Annotated in this window: 14 protein-coding genes; all 14 read right to left on the bottom strand. The window is 30.7% G+C overall.

From position 1 onward, the window contains the following. Positions 1 to 190: 190 nt before the first annotated feature. The 14 genes from tagH to spoIIQ all read right to left on the bottom strand — a co-directional run bounded on the left by tagH (position 191) and on the right by spoIIQ (position 18779). A complete protein-coding gene (gene tagH, locus AC3WTI_RS19935) occupies positions 191 to 1825 on the bottom strand; it encodes a teichoic acids export ABC transporter ATP-binding subunit TagH (protein WP_253621687.1) in 1635 nt (544 codons plus the stop codon). 15 nt (positions 1826 to 1840) lie between these two features. Further along, entirely contained in the window at positions 1841 to 2647 is an 807-nt protein-coding gene (locus AC3WTI_RS19930) for an ABC transporter permease (protein ID WP_253621688.1), read from the bottom strand. Continuing rightward, the gene (locus AC3WTI_RS19925; RefSeq protein WP_253621689.1) at positions 2644 to 3927 is read right to left on the bottom strand and encodes a nucleotide sugar dehydrogenase; all 1284 of its coding nucleotides are present in this window, start codon (positions 3925 to 3927) and stop codon (positions 2644 to 2646) included. The genes AC3WTI_RS19930 and AC3WTI_RS19925 overlap by 4 nt, the downstream gene beginning before the upstream one ends. Positions 3928 to 3973: 46 nt before the next feature. Then, entirely contained in the window at positions 3974 to 5626 is a 1653-nt protein-coding gene (locus tag AC3WTI_RS19920) for a DUF6270 domain-containing protein (RefSeq protein WP_253621690.1), read from the bottom strand. Between the two features lie 70 nt (positions 5627 to 5696). Further along, positions 5697 to 7862: a CDP-glycerol glycerophosphotransferase family protein gene (locus tag AC3WTI_RS19915; protein ID WP_253621691.1), complete on the bottom strand. Its 2166-nt coding sequence runs from the start codon at positions 7860 to 7862 to the stop codon at positions 5697 to 5699. Continuing rightward, the gene (locus AC3WTI_RS19910) at positions 7825 to 9012 is read right to left on the bottom strand and encodes a glycosyltransferase family 2 protein (protein WP_253621692.1); all 1188 of its coding nucleotides are present in this window, start codon (positions 9010 to 9012) and stop codon (positions 7825 to 7827) included. The genes AC3WTI_RS19915 and AC3WTI_RS19910 overlap by 38 nt, the downstream gene beginning before the upstream one ends. A 4-nt stretch (positions 9013 to 9016) precedes the next feature. After that, positions 9017 to 11740 (bottom strand): bifunctional glycosyltransferase/CDP-glycerol:glycerophosphate glycerophosphotransferase, encoded by a 2724-nt coding sequence (locus tag AC3WTI_RS19905; protein WP_253621693.1) that lies wholly within the window; start codon positions 11738 to 11740, stop codon positions 9017 to 9019. Positions 11741 to 11805: 65 nt separating this feature from the next. Continuing rightward, the gene (locus tag AC3WTI_RS19900; RefSeq protein WP_253621694.1) at positions 11806 to 13104 is read right to left on the bottom strand and encodes a glycosyltransferase; all 1299 of its coding nucleotides are present in this window, start codon (positions 13102 to 13104) and stop codon (positions 11806 to 11808) included. Beyond that, positions 13055 to 14314: a glycosyltransferase family 4 protein gene (locus AC3WTI_RS19895; RefSeq protein WP_087959196.1), complete on the bottom strand. Its 1260-nt coding sequence runs from the start codon at positions 14312 to 14314 to the stop codon at positions 13055 to 13057. The genes AC3WTI_RS19900 and AC3WTI_RS19895 overlap by 50 nt, the downstream gene beginning before the upstream one ends. A 342-nt stretch (positions 14315 to 14656) precedes the next feature. Beyond that, a complete protein-coding gene (locus AC3WTI_RS19890) occupies positions 14657 to 15658 on the bottom strand; it encodes a rod shape-determining protein (RefSeq protein ID WP_000457986.1) in 1002 nt (333 codons plus the stop codon). A gap of 161 nt (positions 15659 to 15819) precedes the next feature. Continuing rightward, positions 15820 to 16092 (bottom strand): sporulation transcriptional regulator SpoIIID, encoded by a 273-nt coding sequence (gene spoIIID, locus AC3WTI_RS19885; RefSeq protein WP_000544012.1) that lies wholly within the window; start codon positions 16090 to 16092, stop codon positions 15820 to 15822. Positions 16093 to 16437: 345 nt separating this feature from the next. Beyond that, positions 16438 to 17286, bottom strand: a complete 849-nt coding sequence (locus AC3WTI_RS19880) for a polysaccharide deacetylase family protein (RefSeq protein WP_253621695.1) — start codon at positions 17284 to 17286, stop codon at positions 16438 to 16440. Between the two features lie 165 nt (positions 17287 to 17451). Then, on the bottom strand, positions 17452 to 17586 hold the full coding sequence (locus tag AC3WTI_RS19875; RefSeq protein ID WP_131931192.1) for an ABC transporter ATP-binding protein: 135 nt from the start codon (positions 17584 to 17586) through the stop codon (positions 17452 to 17454). A gap of 287 nt (positions 17587 to 17873) precedes the next feature. Next, positions 17874 to 18779, bottom strand: a complete 906-nt coding sequence (spoIIQ, locus tag AC3WTI_RS19870; RefSeq protein ID WP_087959194.1) for a stage II sporulation protein SpoIIQ — start codon at positions 18777 to 18779, stop codon at positions 17874 to 17876. Positions 18780 to 18879: the final 100 nt, after the last annotated feature.

The raw sequence follows: 18879 nt of genomic DNA, 5'->3' as shown, positions 1-18879 counted from the left end.
CCATCCTTACTTAATTACTTTTAGTTTTAATCAAATTTTTGCAAGTTACAAACTACCTTTTACCTATTCACATTTAAAAGTCTCAATATATATTCAGTTTTAAGTTTCATAATTTTTATCAACTGCTTAATTGTTTAAAATAAGGTTTATCTTTGTAAAAAAGATAAACCTCCAACAAAGCCTACTATTATTACTTTTTCACTATCGATATTGATTGTACTTCTTTATGCGTTTCATCGGAACGTGCGGAAATATAATAACTTTTAGTTTCATAGAAATAATTTTTTTCATTATCATTGTTCATCATTTCGGTACCTAATACTTCATGTAATTTTGCAAATGACATTGAAATATCTTGAAACACAACTTCAACAACCTTATCTTGCGAAATAATAAATTGAATATTTCCATCTTTAACAACTTTTTTCCCAACTTGATTCGGCAATGTAATCAAAGGGCTAGGGTATTCTACTTTTAGTTCATCAATTGCTTTCCCTAAATATCCTGAAGCGGTTGCAACATTCGCACCGTATACACGCTTCAATAAATCGGTTAAATTTGTTAATTTTATATCTTCAGCTATTTCAGTTCCTAATTTAAATGGTTTCATATACTTTGTATTGATCCATCCACTTTCACCATTTAATAGCTTAACTTCTAGCCATTCTTCATTTTTTTCTACGCTCTTATCCTTATTATCTACACTAAAAATCTCACCAAAATTTGCTATACCTATTTTATCACTATTTATCTTCGCTTCTTTACGGATACTAATCCCATTACTCATTACAACGTACTTCTGTATCTTTTCTTTTTCGCTTATCTTATTTTCAGATACAGTCTTACTTGAAACAATTTTTTCTGCATTAGTTTCTGCCTTATTAGAAGCTAACAACATATCCTTATAATAAATTCCTGCAGTAATTCCTGCTACTATCATTGTTAAAACAATAGCAGGTATAACAAATTTTTTTCTCTTTACTTTGACTTTGCGGTAAGGCTTTCTTTTAATACTTGTAGAAGTTGCTTGTAATAATCCATGTTGACAATTCGATAACTCTTCTTCTTTTTGTTTTTCTCGTTCTTCTACTGTCATTTGATTATATCTCTTTAAAAATCCTTCATAATGCCCAACTACTTCATGTACATCCCCATACTCTTTAAATTGACCATAATGTAGCCAAAGAGCTTTTGTACAGAAGTTTTTCACTTGAGAAAGTGAATGACTAATAAAAAAGATAGTTTTCCCTTGTTCCTTAAACTCATTCATTTTATCTAAACATTTTTTAGTAAACGTTTGATCTCCAACAGATAAAGCTTCATCAATTACCAAAATATCGGGATTAATATGAACTGAAATCGCAAATCCAATTCTAGACTTCATTCCACTTGAATAAGTCTTCACTGGTTGATACATAAATTTTCCTATATCAGCAAACTCAATAACTTTTGGTGTAATCTCTTTAATTTGTTCTTTCGTAAGCCCCATCATTAAGGCTTTTAACTCAATGTTTTCAATTCCGGTTAATTGGTTATTTAGCCCAGAAGAAATTGCAATCAAAGATGCAGAACCATTAATTGTAACTTTCCCCTTATTTGGAATAGTAACACCTGCAATTAAATTTGATAATGTACTCTTCCCTGAACCATTTAAGCCAACAATTCCAACTATTTCTCCTTCTGGCACTTCAAAACTAACATTATTTAAAGCATAATGATAATCACCATTATCATTTCTAATAAATAAATCCTTTAGTTTATCTGAAGATTTACTATACATTTTATACTTTTTTGTAACATGTTCAAACTTCACTTTATAACTCATTGGATTATTCACCTTTTATAAGTAATCAACAAACTGTTTGCGGAATCTAATGTGGAACATTGCCCCAATCACAAACAAAATAATTGTTACTCCCCAAAAATATAATGTATACAATGAACCTATAAAACTAATACTTCCGTGTAATAATGAAGATCTATATCCCTCAACTACATAGTAAAAAGGATTTATCTTCATTAAAAATGCAAATATACTATTCATATGCTCACTCGGTTTCCACAAAACTGGTGTCAAATAAAATAACATTCTTGTAATCGATTGAATAAATAAATGTACATCTCTTGAAATTGTAGAGATAGTAGAGGTAATAAAGGCTAAAGCAATTAAAAAACTAAATGTCGAAAATATACAATAAATCAATCCAACTATACTAAGAATACTTATGCCTTTAATACATATAACAATAAGTATTAAAACTGTCAGTAACACTAAATGTGTATATAATTGCGATAAAATAATATAAGTAGGTATTACACTCAACGGGAAATTCATTTTAGAAACTGTATTTAGTTTAGCATAAATGGAATTTGATCCTTGAATAATTGATCCATTTATAAAAAACCATGGAATAATACCACAGATCATCCAAACGAAGAACGGAACCCCTTCTACAGGGGCCCCACCTCGAATTCCTAAACCAAATACTAGCCAATATACAAAAATTTGAATTAAAGGGTTTAAAAACACCCATATAATCCCTAATGTACTAGCAGCGTATTGTTGTTTAATTTCATATATAGAAAGCCTTCCCATTAAATATAAGTTATCTAATTGTTCCTTAATAACACTTTTTATAGCTTTCATACACAAACCTCATCTGATTTCAACATTTCATGAATATTCCCAAAATTAACGACTTTCATTTTACCCTGTTTATTTAAAGGTATACAATTTCGAGCATCGAATAAAATTGGTTGGCGCATTTTAGAAACAAATTGGCTGTAATCTATAGTTTGAAACTCGTTATGATCAGCCAATACTAATATTAAATCTGCACCTTCTACAGCTTCTTCTGCCGTCTTCAAATTAAATAACTCACTCTTAACATAAGGATCATGAATTGTCACATTATATCCTTTTTGATATAACTGATTAATGATCTCTAAAGCTGGACTTTCTCTTATATCATCTGTATTTCCTTTATAAGTAATCCCAAATACAGCAATTTTAGGAGAATCAATTCCTCTAAGCAATTGTTCAATATTCTCGTAAACGTACAATGGCATAGAAACATTCACATCACGAGACATCTGAATAATATTCGCTATTTCCGGCGTTTTTGCTACAATAAAATACGGATCGACCGCTAAGCAATGCCCTCCTACACCAGGACCTGGTTGGTGTAAGTTTACACGTGGATGCTTATTGGCCATTTTAATTACATCCAATACATTAATTTCTAACGAATTACAAATCTTTGTTAATTCATTTGAAAGGGCGATGTTTACATCTCGAAATGTATTTTCCATTAACTTAGACATTTCAGCTGTTTTTGCATCCGTTTTAATAATTTCCCCTTGTACAAATGTATTATATATTTGTGCCCCTATTTCGGCGCACTGTGGTGTAACTCCACCTATAATTCGATTATTATGAACCAGTTCTCTCAAAATGCTCCCTGGAAGAACACGCTCTGGACAATGAACCACATACACATCTTCTCCAACTATGAAACTTTTACTTTCTATTAATGGTTTCACAAAATCATTCATACTACGCGGAGCAATTGTAGATTCAACGATAATTACATTACCTTTTTTTACATGTGGAAGTACCTGCTCTATCGCTTCTAAAACATAAGATAAATCACAGGATTTATATTGATCTTCATTATTTGGCGTTGGAACAGAAATAATAAAAGCATCTGCAGCTTCAGGCTCAAGTGATGCCCGAAATAACCCTTCATTCACTACCTCTTTTACAACTTCTCCTAATCCTGGCTCTTCAATGTGCACTTTTCCTCGGTTTATCTTATCTATCACTTCTGTTCTTACATCTACCCCAACCACTTCAACGCCATTCTTTGCAAACATGGCGGAGGTAGGAAGCCCAATATAGCCTAAACCTACTACGCAAATCTTCATAAATTGTGTCCTCTCTAAACTTTTCATTACCTCAAAATACACTATATTATTTTATTACGTTAAAAATTTTTCTATAAACTTCCTTACCCGTAGAAAGATAGTTCACTAACACTAGATTGTGTAAACTCTTCAAAAAATCAACATAATAATTCATTTCATAATGAACACCAAATACTCCCCAAGGGTGTTGTTCATACGAAAAATATTTCTTTTCATTTAAATCAATAAATTGTACATTAAAATTTTCTAATACATATCTATCTAATGTATCCCAATATTTATTTAATTCTTTTACATCTATACTAGGATTCATCTTATTCAATTGATTATTTTTATCGTAATAAATATCTGTAAATCTAGCTTTATGTAAGATTATCTTACAATGAGGTAATTCTTCTCTTAAGATTTCAAATAAATCATTTATAGCATTTTTCCATAATAATAAATACTCTTCCGGTTGCGTCATAATATTGAGATACGTTGGTTGCTTTATTTCTTTAAAGAATTCTGTTTTACCTAATTTCCAATAATTATTTGTAACATAAGTATCTGCCAACCTTATACATCCAAAAAACACATCCCCAAAAAGGTCCATTATAAGATAGTCTGGTTGCTTTTCTTTTAATTGAATCAAAAATGATTTTTCAAAATCTGATCTTACATCATTAGCGTCCCATTGATTTAACTCAGTAATCTTATTTAATGGAAGTTGCACTGGTTTTCCCATTAAGCTAATAATAGAAGTTTGATTTTGTAGCAAAACACATTCATAGTAGCGTTTATAATCATAATTGAATTTACTATTAAAATTATCTCTCGTCACACATGAACCTAAGACTGCTACTTTAATTAATTTTGATTCTTCTTTCTTTGAAAATACACTATTCATAGTCAGCGGCTTCTCATCACTTGCTCTCGTATAAATACTCAAATACCCTTTATTATTTGCATATGGCTTAACGAAATTAATATTATTAACTTGAGTATAATTATACTTAGCAAAAGGAAAATCTATATGAACTTCTGCATACGAATTATATTGTTCAATTCCAACAAAAATATCTATAATGGTTTCATTTATTAAAGTAAATTGAGTGAAAATTTCTTTAACACTACCAGTGAAACTGCATAGGCCTTCTTTGGCATAAATCTTATACTTTAATACTTCATCGTATCCCTGATCATTTCTTTTTTTGAATACTAACCAATATTCCTTATCTATGATTGAGTTATTATGAAACATAGGAAATAAAATTTCCACTCCAGAATCTTCTATTTTTAACTTTGATAATTTAATACTCTTTTGTAATTGATGACCTATAAAAGAAAGGGTATTATTTCTTCTTACCTCTAAATACAAAATATCCATAATGGGTATTCTATCTTTCTTTTTTTCAAATTCTGATACATCCATTTGAATAGGGTAATATCTTCCATTTGATTTGATATAAAAATCTATTATACACCCATGTTGAAATAAAAAGTTACATTGTAACATAGCTTTAAGGTCTATGTTACAATGTAGTCTTTTCTCTTTTATAACCATCTTTTGATTGTATTCATGTATATCTGATATATTATTCACATTATGAACAAATACCCCTACTTCAATATTGTTCGCTCTATTAATCATTCCATCCTGAATTACTTCAATAGAGAAGATTGTATTATCAACCCTCATATTATTTAGCTTATACATAATTTACCTCAAAAAACTCTTTCTTTAATTATCTGATAAATATCTTTTACAATTACATTCATTTGCATTTCTATATGCGAGAAGTCTTTTCTTTAATTACTTTATATATTCTCTCAGCATTCTTAATATCTTTATATTTAAAAATCCTTTTAGAATTCGCTAAATATCTCTTACTAATTTTTAAATTATCATCCATAACTTTATTTATTTGCTTAATTAACGCTTGCTCTTTAGACACAATATAACCTAAGTCACTATATCTAATTTCTTCGCAAGGAGCATGATGATTATTATGCGGATCAAACTGATACATTATAACTGGTTTTTCCATGTATAAGAAGTCTGATGACACTGATGAATAATCAGTGATTAATAGTGCACTTTCTTTTAATAATTCCGATACAGTCGCATTACTTTTTACAAGAAATTCTATTTTAGGATGCTTTACTACAAATTCATCCATAAATTTTTGCATTTGACTATGTATATAAAATTTAACTTCTATGTTTTTCTTTTCTATTAAATTTAGAAAGTCTTTGTTCTCAATTAAACTTTTATACACTTTATAATAATCGGACTGTAAAAATTGTGCTTTATTTACATTTAATAAGTGTCTACGCCATGTGGGCATAATGAGAATTTGTTTTTTCGTTTTTCTCTCGTGAAGATTATCAAACCTAGCTAATCCAGTTACAGCCACATCCTTGTCAGGATACCCTAATGTCTTCATAATAATCTGCTTTTCATACTCTGAACTTGAAATAATTAAATCTTGTTTATATCTCTCCTTACTTAGATACGGAGCAATATTATGAATGATTACACCATGTTGCAAACAAATATGATTTTTTTTAGAAACTATATTTCCAAACCATTTAATAAATTGTTGTTTCGGCCTAGGATATGAACATTCTTCAAATACCCAAGCACTTATATATGTACTTGCTGCCAGCATATAAACCTTATGCTTAAAAGAAGAATGATATATAACATTACCATATTGCTCAACTTTATCTAAATGAGGTGAATCTTCATTAATTACATAATATATTCTTTCTGATGGATATTTTTCGCGACAATACTTGAAGAAGAAGAACCCATTATCTTCAGCCTGATCCTCACGCTCCCCAACTAACCAAATTTCTTTTCCTGCAAAGCGCATCTTTACAAATAAACTCAATAAAAGAATAAGTACTTTATACAATGAATTTTTAATATATCCAAATATCCTTTGAATTCCTCGGATTGGTTTTGTAATTTTCCAAGATAAAGATTCTTCTAAGAGATATGGATTTTTTTCAAAATATGTTTCATACTTTTGTGATTGATTATACCAGTACCTCTTACTCCTAAATATCACCATGTATTTCATTGCTTCATCATATAAACCTAAAATTATAAGATTTAAAAATCCCTTATACCCTTCATTCCCCTTATAAATACGTTCATCTGAGATAGATAAGAGATCCTTCAACACATTCAATAATGTCTCTTGATAACCTTTTTCTACTTCATTTAAAAAGGTATTTTTATCCACTAAATTTAATATTTGTTTAAAAAGTATAATTTTTAAATCTTGATTAAACCCTTCTCCATAATCACTTATCAAAGAATCAAAAATATACTGAATATCTTTTATTGAATTTATTATATACTCTTCATTAAATGGTGTTTTGTTTTTATATTTTATATCAGTTGCAAAATCATAATTAAGGCCTGACAAATATAACTTAATATCCAAATATTTAATGTTTGATTCATTTAATTGAGAGATAAAATTAAATTCCTTCGTTAACAGAACTTCTTTCTTTATTATTTTTAATGCTGTAATTGTAGCAAAATTACTCTGCATTATATTTTTTTTATTTATAATTTTTTTCTCATTTTTTCCCTCTAAACAAGCAGATATAAAATCTAAATCATTCTTTTGTGCAGCATTATATAAACGTTCGTATACATTTGGTCTAAACTTTGTATAAAAATCAAAGAAAGTAATATACTCTCCTCTTAATCCTTCTACATCAATCTTTCCTTCTTTTAATACTATATTCAGCTTACAGCTTTCTTTTAATTTTTCTACAAATCTAACCATTTCTAAAGAAATATTTTTATAATTATAAAAAATAAGCAATTCAAACTCATTAGCATCGATAGTCTGTTTTTGTAACAATTCAAAGGCCTGTTTAATTAAACCTTCATCATGAGCCCGTAATTGTGTTACTACGCTTAGTTTCATTCAAAAATCTCCCTTTGATAATATCTTTTAATTTAAAATTCCTGTTTCTAAGAAATTTAGTAATCCTCCAAGAAAAGCTATTACGGATAGCTGTTTGTTTCCTATATCTTTGTTGTAATTCGGTTCCTTGTTTTAACCACCATCTTCTTGAAATTAACATGCTATTATATGCCAATGCTTCATTTATATAATTTTTTTCAATTAGACTTAAGAAGGGTTCTTCCCAAACTAAATATTTCTTCACTATTTCAATATCATAACCATCTACTACTCTTTTCACTAAATTAATTAATCTCTTCTTCTCTTCGATTGATAGTTTATTAAAATCCGGATCACAAATTTTCCAAAGAATTGACCTTAACGCATTTACCTGAAAATAACTATATTCTTTATCATTTAATTTTGGTTTAATTGCATTTACAGACTGTACATCATTCTCAACAGAAGAAAGAATATCTTGCTGCGTCAACGATAGATTACGATCATCATCACGTGCCCTATATTTATAAACATTTTGAGGAATATAACTAAACTTTTTAGCTTTTGTAAATAACTGAACATCATAAAATTTATCTTCCCCATTTCTCATTCCCTCGATGAAAGAAATTTTATGTTGTCTAACAAATGCTGTCCTTACTAACTTTAAAGTAATAGCTGTTTTCACCTGTAAAAAGAATGGTGATACCTCTATGTTAGTATTCATATATGGTTTTTGTAAAAGATAGTGTTTAAAAGTTGAATGTTGGAATGTTGATCCATCACTATCATTAAAACTTTCCATTTTCCCCATAACAAAGTCTGATTTATACTCCTCGGCGATATTGAATAAAGTTTCATATGCATCCGCTGGTATATAATCATCTGGATCCATAAATATTAGATATTTTCCTTTCGCAATATCAATACCAATATTTCTTGGTTTACCAGGTGCGCCACAATTTTTTTCCAAGTGTATAGCTTTAAAATTATTATAGTTCTCAGCATATTGATCTAAAACTTTTCCCGTATTATCTGTAGAACAATCATTCACCATAATAACTTCTAAATTTTCTACACCAATTGTTTGATGCACTAAAGAACTTAAACACTCCTCTATATACATCTCTACATTGTATATAGGCAAAATCACCGAAATTAGTGGCTTTTTCAAATCTCTACACTCCCTTTATATTTTCGAATAACATTTGACAATGTAACTCTTTTGGCTTAATAACGTACTTATTTACTTGCTCCAAATTAAGACTTTGCAATGAACTTTCAAAATCATTTAATAAAATATATATATCTTTTTCACTTTCTACTCTTTTTCCAAACAACTCGGTCCTATGATTAATCGGACCTTCGTTATAGTGTTTAGAATAAAATTCATCATAATCAAACTGAAAAAAAATCACAGGCTTATTCATATAAGCAAAATCAAATGAAACTGTAGAATAATCTGTAATTAGTAAACGATGTCGCTTTAATAGACTTTGCACTGTTTCTTCACCTTGTTTCATGATCTTGATTCGTTCATGAAATACAGGCGTTTCAGCACCTAATTTTTGAGTCTGATAATGAGGAAAGAAAGTCAATGTCATGTCTTTCTCTTCTAACATCTTATGGAGCTCTTTACTTTTTAAAAATGACATATATGTCTGCCAGTACTTAGATTTCATTAATTGGTCTTTCGTTTTAATCCAACTTCTCCAAGTTGGCATGAGTAAAATCTCATTTCCTTTACTTTCATCCTTTAGGGCATCCCAACGTGCAAGCCCTGTTACGATTACTTCATTTTCCTCATATCCAAATTCTTTGACGATATGCTCCTTCTCAAACTGTGAGGACACAACAAATAGAGAATAGCCCATTCGATTTTTATTTAACACATGATTTACACGACTTACACCTATAACCCCATGTTGAATAAAAAACTTCTTATTTTGCTGCCATTCGGGATAGTACTTTAAAATGTGCTTATAATCGTCCGTATACATATTGGCTGTTTCTGAATAACTATTAATTGTTTTATTACAAATTAATAAATAGAATGTATGTTTAAAACTTCCGTATTGAATTATATTTCCTAATCCCTCGATATTTTTATAATCATTACTTTCCTTATTAATAATATAAAAAACTGGAATATCAGGGTGTTTCTTCCGAATATACTTAAATAAGTGATAGGAATTATCTTGTGCTGTATCTTCTCTTTCACCAATTAACCATATATTCTTTCTACGAAAATATGATCCAAATAATTTATAGAATATAATTGCAAGTAATGCTTTATAATTTTTTCTTTTAAATAATCCTAAATCATAGCGAAGTGATCGCTTAACTTCACTATATGTATTCATCATTCTCTTCATATAGTTAGACTTGTGGATTTGAATTGTAGCTTCACTATTTTTATATAGTATCTTAATATCCAATGAATTTTCATTTTGATACTTTGTATTATTGCGTAACTGCGCTAACAGAACCCTTAGCGGTTCTTCAATAACAGTTTTCCCTATGCTGAGGCGTATTGATATTTTCCATTCTCCCTCTTCTAACAAATCTCTTACATTGACTTCTATTGTTTTAAATCCCGCATCATTATAGTCAATGGTATTATTAGAAAATAAATATGATATATCAGTACGTAAGGAGTTTTTTAGTTGAATTGTTTTAGTGGCTCCATCTTTATAAAATACTAATTCTTTTTTTATTTTTTTAGTTGATACATTTTCAACAAATGCATATCCACTAATTGTAAGAATCTCTTTACGAAGTTTTATTCCTTCAATTTTATGAACTACAGTTAAATTATTAACTTGTAATAATTCTTTATATCGAGGGAAAAATCGATAATAAAAATAATAATATTTTCCATTATCATATACATGTTCTTTTGTAATTAATTCATTCTGAAAGATATTTAATAATTTCTCTAAACCTTTATAATCATTTTCTTTTATCATTTCAGTTATTAATTGGTCCCGCACATTAAAACCTTCTACATGCTTAAAGCTAATTAAGCTTGATAGAAACTCATTTCCTAGGTGAATGACTTCTAAAAGCTTTTCATTTGAAAAATCTTTTCCCTTTAAAACAATGGAATCCACAAAGAATTTCCACTGTCTTGCCTCTATTGTATGGATTAATGCAAGCCTTTTTCTCTCTCTATACATGGCCGTTAATTTCATTTGTAATATAACTAACTGATTAAAAAATGTAATCGTTGTATTTTTAGATAGGTTATTATTACCGTTATCTACTATTCTATAATAGAGCAAGGGTATCTCGCGTACGATTACACTTTCTGAAACCAACAAACATTGTTGGGTAAATAGCAAGTCTTCTCCTACCCAAAGATCTTCATCAAAATGAATACCATTAAGGACGCACATTTCTCTTTTAAATATCTTATTGCTCGTGGATGGAGTGAAATGTAATTCTAAGTTTTCCGCAACGTTTCTAATTAGTGGGAATTTCTTATTAAATAATTTTTTCATATATGAAAGTGGCCAATTTTTATATTCATTAAAACAAATAATATTGGCAATAACCATATCTGCATTATTTCCGCTCGCAACCTCATACATTTTCTCATATCCAGCTAAATGTACATAATCATCCGCATCTAAAAATGTAACATATTCCCCGTTTGCTTTTTGTAATCCGGCATTACGAGCAGCACTTACACCCGAATTCTGTTGTCTATAAACTTTCAAATTATTATGTTGTTTTTCATACTGCCCCAATACTGTCATACTATTATCTGTTGAGCCATCATCAACAACAATAATTTCAATTCCCTTTAATGTCTGTTCAACAACAGATTGTAAACACTGAGCTAAATATTGTTCTTTATTATAATTTGTAATTACTACACTTAGCTTTACTTTCTTCAAGAAACCCTCATTCCCATCTTTTAGTTCCTATGGTAACGTAGAAATCAAAAATCTTTTCTCCTATATCATTCCAAATCCTTATATATATTTATAAAGAGTTCTTTTTCATTTTCCCAATTATAATTATTACGGGCAATGAAGCTATTTTCTCTCATTTTTTCTCTTTCTTCTGGATGTTCTAGTATGTAGTTTACTCCTTCAGCAATGGAAGCAGGATTGTGAGAATCTATACAAACCCCAACATATTCATTTTCCACCACACGTTGTATCTCTGGAAAACTACAAGCAACAACTGGAACTCCGCTCATCATATACTCAAATAGTTTATTAGATGAAGCTGAATAATGATTAAAACAAACGTTATTTAAAACTTGAAAACCTAAATAAGCGTTCTTCGTATAGTGTAATAATTCATTCACAGGTACTTTCGGAATGAATTTCACTTTATTTTCCAAACCTAAATCCAATACCATCTTCTGTAACTCAGGTTTAATACGTCCATCGCCAATAAATACAAGTATGCCCTTTTTAAACATTGGAACTGCTTGTACTAGCTTTTCTAGACCTCTACCCACTTGAATTCCGCCTTGATACAATAAGATAGGCTCTTCCTGCGGAATCTCTAACACTTCATGCAAATTAATTGAATTACTGTCTTCTGGTTGTGTTACAAAGGGATAGTTATGAATGACCTTAGGGTAGAAGCCATATAAATCTTCCGCATATTTTGCACGAGTATGATTTTCCATAATCATGACATCTGTATATTTCAGAAAGAATTTCTCCATAATTCCATAAATTTTACTATTGTATCCGGTACGGCTGGTCTGTACCTCATGTGAATCATAGATTAATTTCTTTTTTCTAAATACTTTTGCACAAAGCCATCCTTGTGGTAGTGTATTTAAATCATTAGAATGATAGAAATCATATTCCTTCTTCAAACCAACCTTAACCATTTGAATCAGTATATAAGAGCGTACAATTAATGTCCGTAGCTTTCCCATAGAAAATAATGCACCAAATAACAATATCAAACATGTTATCATTGGGAATTTCCATAAACAAAGTGCTGCAATTACTCCAAATAAAAACATTGTAACTATATTTTTCGTTATCAACTGCTTTACTCTTTTTGCTGCGCCCAATCCTTTTTGTAAAAGAGATAGTCGATTATTTACACGTGTTACTGTAAATCCTTCTTTTCGCATCTCCCACTTAGGTAAATCATTTTGTTTCCAATCATGAATACATATCAGGTCTACTTCATAATCCTCTTCAGCTAAAGCCGTGCATTCCCTTAATACACGAGCATCATTTGTGAAGTGGTTCCATACGAACATACATACTTTCTTCTGTGGCATCATTTTCCTCCATTAAACTTGTTAATACTTTAATATTATTTTTCCACCTCAAATATTGGAAAGCAAATTCATGCCCATTGTTTCCCATTTTTCTACGTAATATCTCATTTTCAGCTAGTTTGATAATGTGTTCTCCTAATTCTTTAGCTGTTCGATCATTTGAAATCAAACCACATTGAGCTTCATTAATAACTTTTTCGGCATATCCAGACACATCTCCAATAATAGGCTTTTTCATACACATATAATCAATAATTTTTCCTGGCAAAACAGTTTGAAATACTTTTTCATCTACTAAACTAACATATGCAATATGTGCCTTTGCAACTTCTTTTAGGGTTTTATTACGACTTTTCGCTTTAATAATTTCTATATTAGAAAGTTTTTTTTCTTTAATAACTTCAGCCACTTGATAACTTTTAAACCCATAGCCAATTATTTTAAATTTAATATTTTCCTTTTCTCGTAGATATTCAGCCACCTCAATCAACTTTAGTACATCTTGGGCCAACCCGATATTTCCTGTATAAATTACTTCAACTATTTTAGCACTCGAATCAGTTATAGCTTTTTTAGTTTCTATCATATGTAATTCTTCTTCTGTTAAAGAGTTGGGCATAAATGATACTTTTTCACGTCTAACCCCTTTTAACTCCAGGTATGGAATAAATCCTGCGCTATTTACAATAATTTGATCAGCTACACGATATAACATCTTTTCTAAGGCATATGCTATCGATAATACAAACCGATTTGCAAAAACTCCAACTCCTAACAATGATTCCGGCCATAAATCTCGTACATCTAATAATAATTCAGCTTTCAACTTTTTTTTAGCAAAAAGGCCAGCTATACCAATAAAAATAGGCGGAGTTGAAACGAATACATAATCATATTTTTTATCCATACGGAATATAGCCATAATAAAAAGCATTGTGATTTCTAAATACAAAAATAATCTCCTTAGCATATTATTTGTGTATTTTTTCACTCTTGGTTTTACTCTTATAACATCTTCACTATTTATCGATTCTTCATCCCAAAATTCCTTCTTCTTATATAAATTCTCATTTGGATACCTTGGATCAGTAGTCAAGATTGTAACATCGTATCCTCTTTCACTTAATTCCAAATAAATATTCTTTATTCTATTTGCCGCACTTCCAATTTCCGGATAAAAATTTTGTGCTATTACTAACACCTTTTTCATTTATCTATGTCCCTTCTTCCTCCCATATCAAATAATACCCCATTCTATTTCACCTAATCACTTACTATTTTTACTATTTTTTAACAAAGTTCGCTTTAAATTTACAAAGTTCGCTTTAAATTTACAAATACAAGGATATCACTAAATCTGACAAAATTGAACCTTTCTAACTAATAATTTAGCTTTTTATACCTAACATGAATAAAGATATATATACAAATAAATAGTATTTAAATCTCAACATTTACTATAAAGTGATCCAATACAAATAAACCTTAAACAGTAGATAATAAAGTCAACTGTTCAAGGTTTACAGTATTTCAAATAATATTAATTCAATATTTATCGTAAAGCACGACGTGGTAATTTATCGATATTCTCTAACATAATACCTGTACCAACCGCAACACAGTGCATTGGGTTTTCAGCAATTAATACTGGTACTTTTAGTTCTTCTGCTAGAAGCATGTCGATACCGTGTAGTAAAGCTCCACCGCCTGTTAGAATAACACCGCGGTCGATAATGTCCGCCGATAATTCTGGTGGTGTGCGCTCTAGTACGCCTTTTGCAGCTTGTACAATAACAGCGGCATTTTCTTTTAACGCTTCTGTAATTTCTTCAGAGCATACTGTAATTGTACGTGGTAAACCTGTTACCATGTCACGTCCGCGAATTTCAAGTTCTTCACTACGTGCACCTGGGAATACTGTACCAACTTTAATTTTAATATCTTCTGAAGTACGTTCTCCGATTAATAGCTTATACTTACGTTTAATGTAGTTTAAGATCTCCATATCAAACTTATCGCCAGCCATTTTGATAGAGGAAGAGGTAACAATATCACCCATAGATAGTACAGCGATATCTGTTGTACCTCCACCAATATCAACAACCATGTTACCGCTTGGTTGGAAGATTTCCATACCAGCACCAACTGCGGCTACTTTTGGTTCTTCTTCTAAAAATACTGTTTTACCACCTGAACGTTCAGCAGCCTCACGAATTGCTTTTTGTTCTACTGATGTGATATTTGTTGGACAACAAATTAAAATGCGAGGTTTTGAAAAGAAGCTCTTTACGTCCAATTTGTTAATGAAATACTTTAACATTGCTTCTGTAATTTCGAAATCTGCGATTACACCATCTTTTAGTGGACGAATTGCTACAATATTACCAGGCGTACGTCCCACCATACTTCTTGCTTCTTCACCTACTGCTAATACTTTACCTGTGTTACGATCAATAGCAACAACAGATGGCTCATTTAATACAATACCCTTACCTTTAACATGGATTAATACGTTAGCCGTACCTAGGTCAATTCCGATATCTCGCGCAAACATTCCCGTTTTTTCCTCCTCGATATTCAAAATCAGGTTACACCCGAATTCTTTTACACCTAATTTCTGATTTTATCATAAATTTAACAGAAACGTAATATTCGCAAAAAGAATTCTTCTGAAAAATATTACCGAATTGAAACGGAATGTTCACGATTGTACCTTTATTGACGTACCGGCTTTTCTACATCTTCTTTTCTATACTTTTGTTTCGTTGCTTCTCCGCCTCTTAAATGACGAATAGACTTATGATAATCAAGAATTTCTTTCACTTCATTTGCGAGCTCTGGATTAATTTCTGGTAGACGTTCTGTTAAATCTTTATGGACTGTACTCTTTGATACCCCAAATTCTTTTGCAATGACACGCACTGTCTTTCTTGTCTCCACGATATACTTACCAATCTTGATAGTTCTCTCTTTGATGTAATCGTGCACACCACTCGCCTCCCTAAATTGGATGTGAGAAGGGTGAAATGAGCCTCGCTGCATATGACTAAGAAGTAAGTGTGAGTGCTGTTTGTAAGCGTTAAACATTCTTGGATTTATAATGAAATGATTCACGATTTCTCACCTCAAACACTCTCTTTGCTTTGGTTTATACCATTGTATTGCCTGTGCTACTGATATATGCTACATGTTCAATATTTTTACAGAGAAGATGCTACAAATTTAGTATTTTATCTATACATAACCCAATATCAGCACAAAACACCTTAAGATAAAAAAATAAGAGTATGTGGTATTCAATTGAAATCAAATACCACATACTCTTTATCTCGATTATTTATCTTGTTTATCATAATTCCCTTTTACTATTTCAGCGAATGCTTTTATATCTAAATCCGCCTTAATAACAAAACGATTAACTTTTAATATATCACTTTCTTTAGTAGCATAATCAGATGTGTTTACAAATGCCATCTGGAATTTAGAATCCTTTAATTCTTTAACAATTTTATCATTGTATTTTCCAAACGGATAAGAAAGGTAATCTGTCTTTAAAGCATCTTTACTCTTTAAAATGTCATTTTTAATTTCCGCATTATTCTTATTAAATACCACAGCTTCTCCTTTTTCTAATTTATGCAGAGAATCAGTATGGCTACCAAATTCAAAAACATCTCGCATTTTATCCATTTCAGATTTACTTAGAGCTTGGATTTTCTTAGGATCAAATTTCTCTTCTTGATTGTTAATTCTTGATGTAACAACAAAGGAAATCGCATGCATTTTATATTTTTTTAAGATAGGATATGCATAAATATAATTTGACTTTGATGCATCATCAAAAGTAATTAAAACACTTTTTTCTGGAAGATTCTTTTTATTTTTTATAAATTCCTCTAATTCTTTTGCAGTAATTGCTCTATAATTATTATCCGCTAAATATTTTATTTGTTTCTCAAATTGCTCCACCGCTAAAACTGTTCCTTTATTTTTAAAAGCTTCACTATTTCCTTTTTCAGTTTCCTTTAGTAAATGATGATATAATAAAACTGGCACTTTCTCCTGCTTACCTGCAGCGCTCATTTTATTAAAAATAAAAAATCCAATCCCAGCAATTAGTGCTACTACAACCGCTATTAAAATAAATAATTTTTTCGAACTTTTGCTTCCTCTAGCTTTCAATTTAAAACTTCCCCCTCAACCACAACAAAAAAACACAGTATTTAAAGTCCTACTGTATTTAAATATCGTTTTCCTATGTAAAAAAATCACAATTAGTATTATACGGGCTAGCTCTAAAAATTCCAATAGGTGTACAAGAAGAAAAAGACACTCTTTCTTAGAGTGTCATTCTTCTCGTTCCAATTCTTCTTCTAACAATTGATGGTGGGGAACCTCTTTCTTACTGGAAATATAATAATATAAGGTAAATAAAACAAACAATAAAATAATAGCGGTCGACAGAACAAACAAAAATGACACAGTATCCCCTCCCTTTTGTAATATATATTCGAGAATCTCGTCATTTTTCCTTGTTATTGCAACTTTTTTCTCGAAATTGAGTATTTTTATATAAAGTGAAACTTTAATCAGTGGGCGCCATTTCCCACTGATTATTAGTTGAACCAATCGGGCTTTTACGGGCAGTTGACCCCAGGCCTAACTTCTTAGCTTTCACTGAATTTTGAAGTAGGGGTCTTACTGCCCGTTAATGCGGGGTGAAAATAAAAAAATCAGCTCCCCTAGTGGGAGCTGATTTTTGCACTTTCTTATTCTTGTGAAGAAGAACTGTTAGATGATTCTGTAGAACCATTTGTTGATTTTTCTTCTTTCTTCGGTTCTTCTTTTTTGTCACTAGTCGAACCACTTGTTGATTTCTCTTCTTTTTGAGACTTATCTTCTGTTTTACTTTCTGGTTTCGTGCTCGTTGACTTTTCTTCTTTTTGAGATTTGTCATCAGCTTTTTTACCAGAAGCATTCGTTGCTTTTGCAGCACCTGCATCAGCTTTAATTTCTGCTACTGATTTATTTAAGTAGCGTTCAGGGTTCACAGCCACATTGTCTTTACGTACTTCAAAGTGAACGTGAGAACCTGCTTCTTTATTCATTGCACTTAGACCGGATTTTCCTAATACTTCACCTTGTACAACTCGTGCACCTTTTTCTACTTTTACACTGCCTAAGCTTTGATAAGAAGCTGCTACACCATTTCCGCTATCAACTGTTACAACATAACCAAGAAGTGAATCTTTTTCAGCTTTCGTTACTGTACCACTTAAAGCAGCTGTAACATTGAATTCTTTTCCATTCTTCGCAGCAATGTCAATTCCTTTGTTTGGGGAATATGTGTTGTTATAAAAGACAAGTGCTTTTTCTTGTTCCGCCTCAGTTGCTGCATCTTCATAGAACTTCTTCTGTACGACTACTTCCGCATTAGCAGGAGCTGGCATTTTCACTACTTCTGAAGATTTCGTTACTGGTACTGCTGGATCTTCCGATTGTGTATACGGTGTTGCTTGATCTTGGTTCGGAGTCTTCTTCGGATTAGCTCCTTGGAACCATAGCGCAACCATTAAAATTACCGCTGCACAAGCAATGTATAGTGCCGGAAATACCCATCTTTTTTGAAATAAATGTACTACCTTTTGCGATTTTTTATTATTTCTTCCTCTCATTCCATCATCACCTCAGCAATCATTTTGAACAATATTCACGTATCCTATACAACGTATAACTAATTAATTTTCGACAAAATCTGTAAAAATATGTATAGGA

The sequence above is a fragment of the Bacillus sp. EB106-02-03-XG38 genome, assembly GCF_058792175.1.
Note: the sequence above shows the minus strand (reverse complement) of the source record. Positions and strands in the feature narration are given on the sequence as shown.

Coding starts and splice junctions, on each gene's coding strand:
- AC3WTI_RS19930 (WP_253621688.1), bottom strand. CDS start 2,647: ATGAAAGCTATAAAAAGTGTTATTAAGGAACAATTAGATAACTTATAT.
- AC3WTI_RS19900 (WP_253621694.1), bottom strand. CDS start 13,104: ATGCCACAGAAGAAAGTATGTATGTTCGTATGGAACCACTTCACAAAT.
- spoIIQ (WP_087959194.1), bottom strand. CDS start 18,779: ATGAGAGGAAGAAATAATAAAAAATCGCAAAAGGTAGTACATTTATTT.
- AC3WTI_RS19890 (WP_000457986.1), bottom strand. CDS start 15,658: ATGTTTGCGCGAGATATCGGAATTGACCTAGGTACGGCTAACGTATTA.
- AC3WTI_RS19920 (WP_253621690.1), bottom strand. CDS start 5,626: ATGTATAAGCTAAATAATATGAGGGTTGATAATACAATCTTCTCTATT.
- AC3WTI_RS19915 (WP_253621691.1), bottom strand. CDS start 7,862: ATGAAACTAAGCGTAGTAACACAATTACGGGCTCATGATGAAGGTTTA.
- AC3WTI_RS19925 (WP_253621689.1), bottom strand. CDS start 3,927: ATGAAGATTTGCGTAGTAGGTTTAGGCTATATTGGGCTTCCTACCTCC.
- tagH (WP_253621687.1), bottom strand. CDS start 1,825: ATGAGTTATAAAGTGAAGTTTGAACATGTTACAAAAAAGTATAAAATG.
- AC3WTI_RS19895 (WP_087959196.1), bottom strand. CDS start 14,314: ATGAAAAAGGTGTTAGTAATAGCACAAAATTTTTATCCGGAAATTGGA.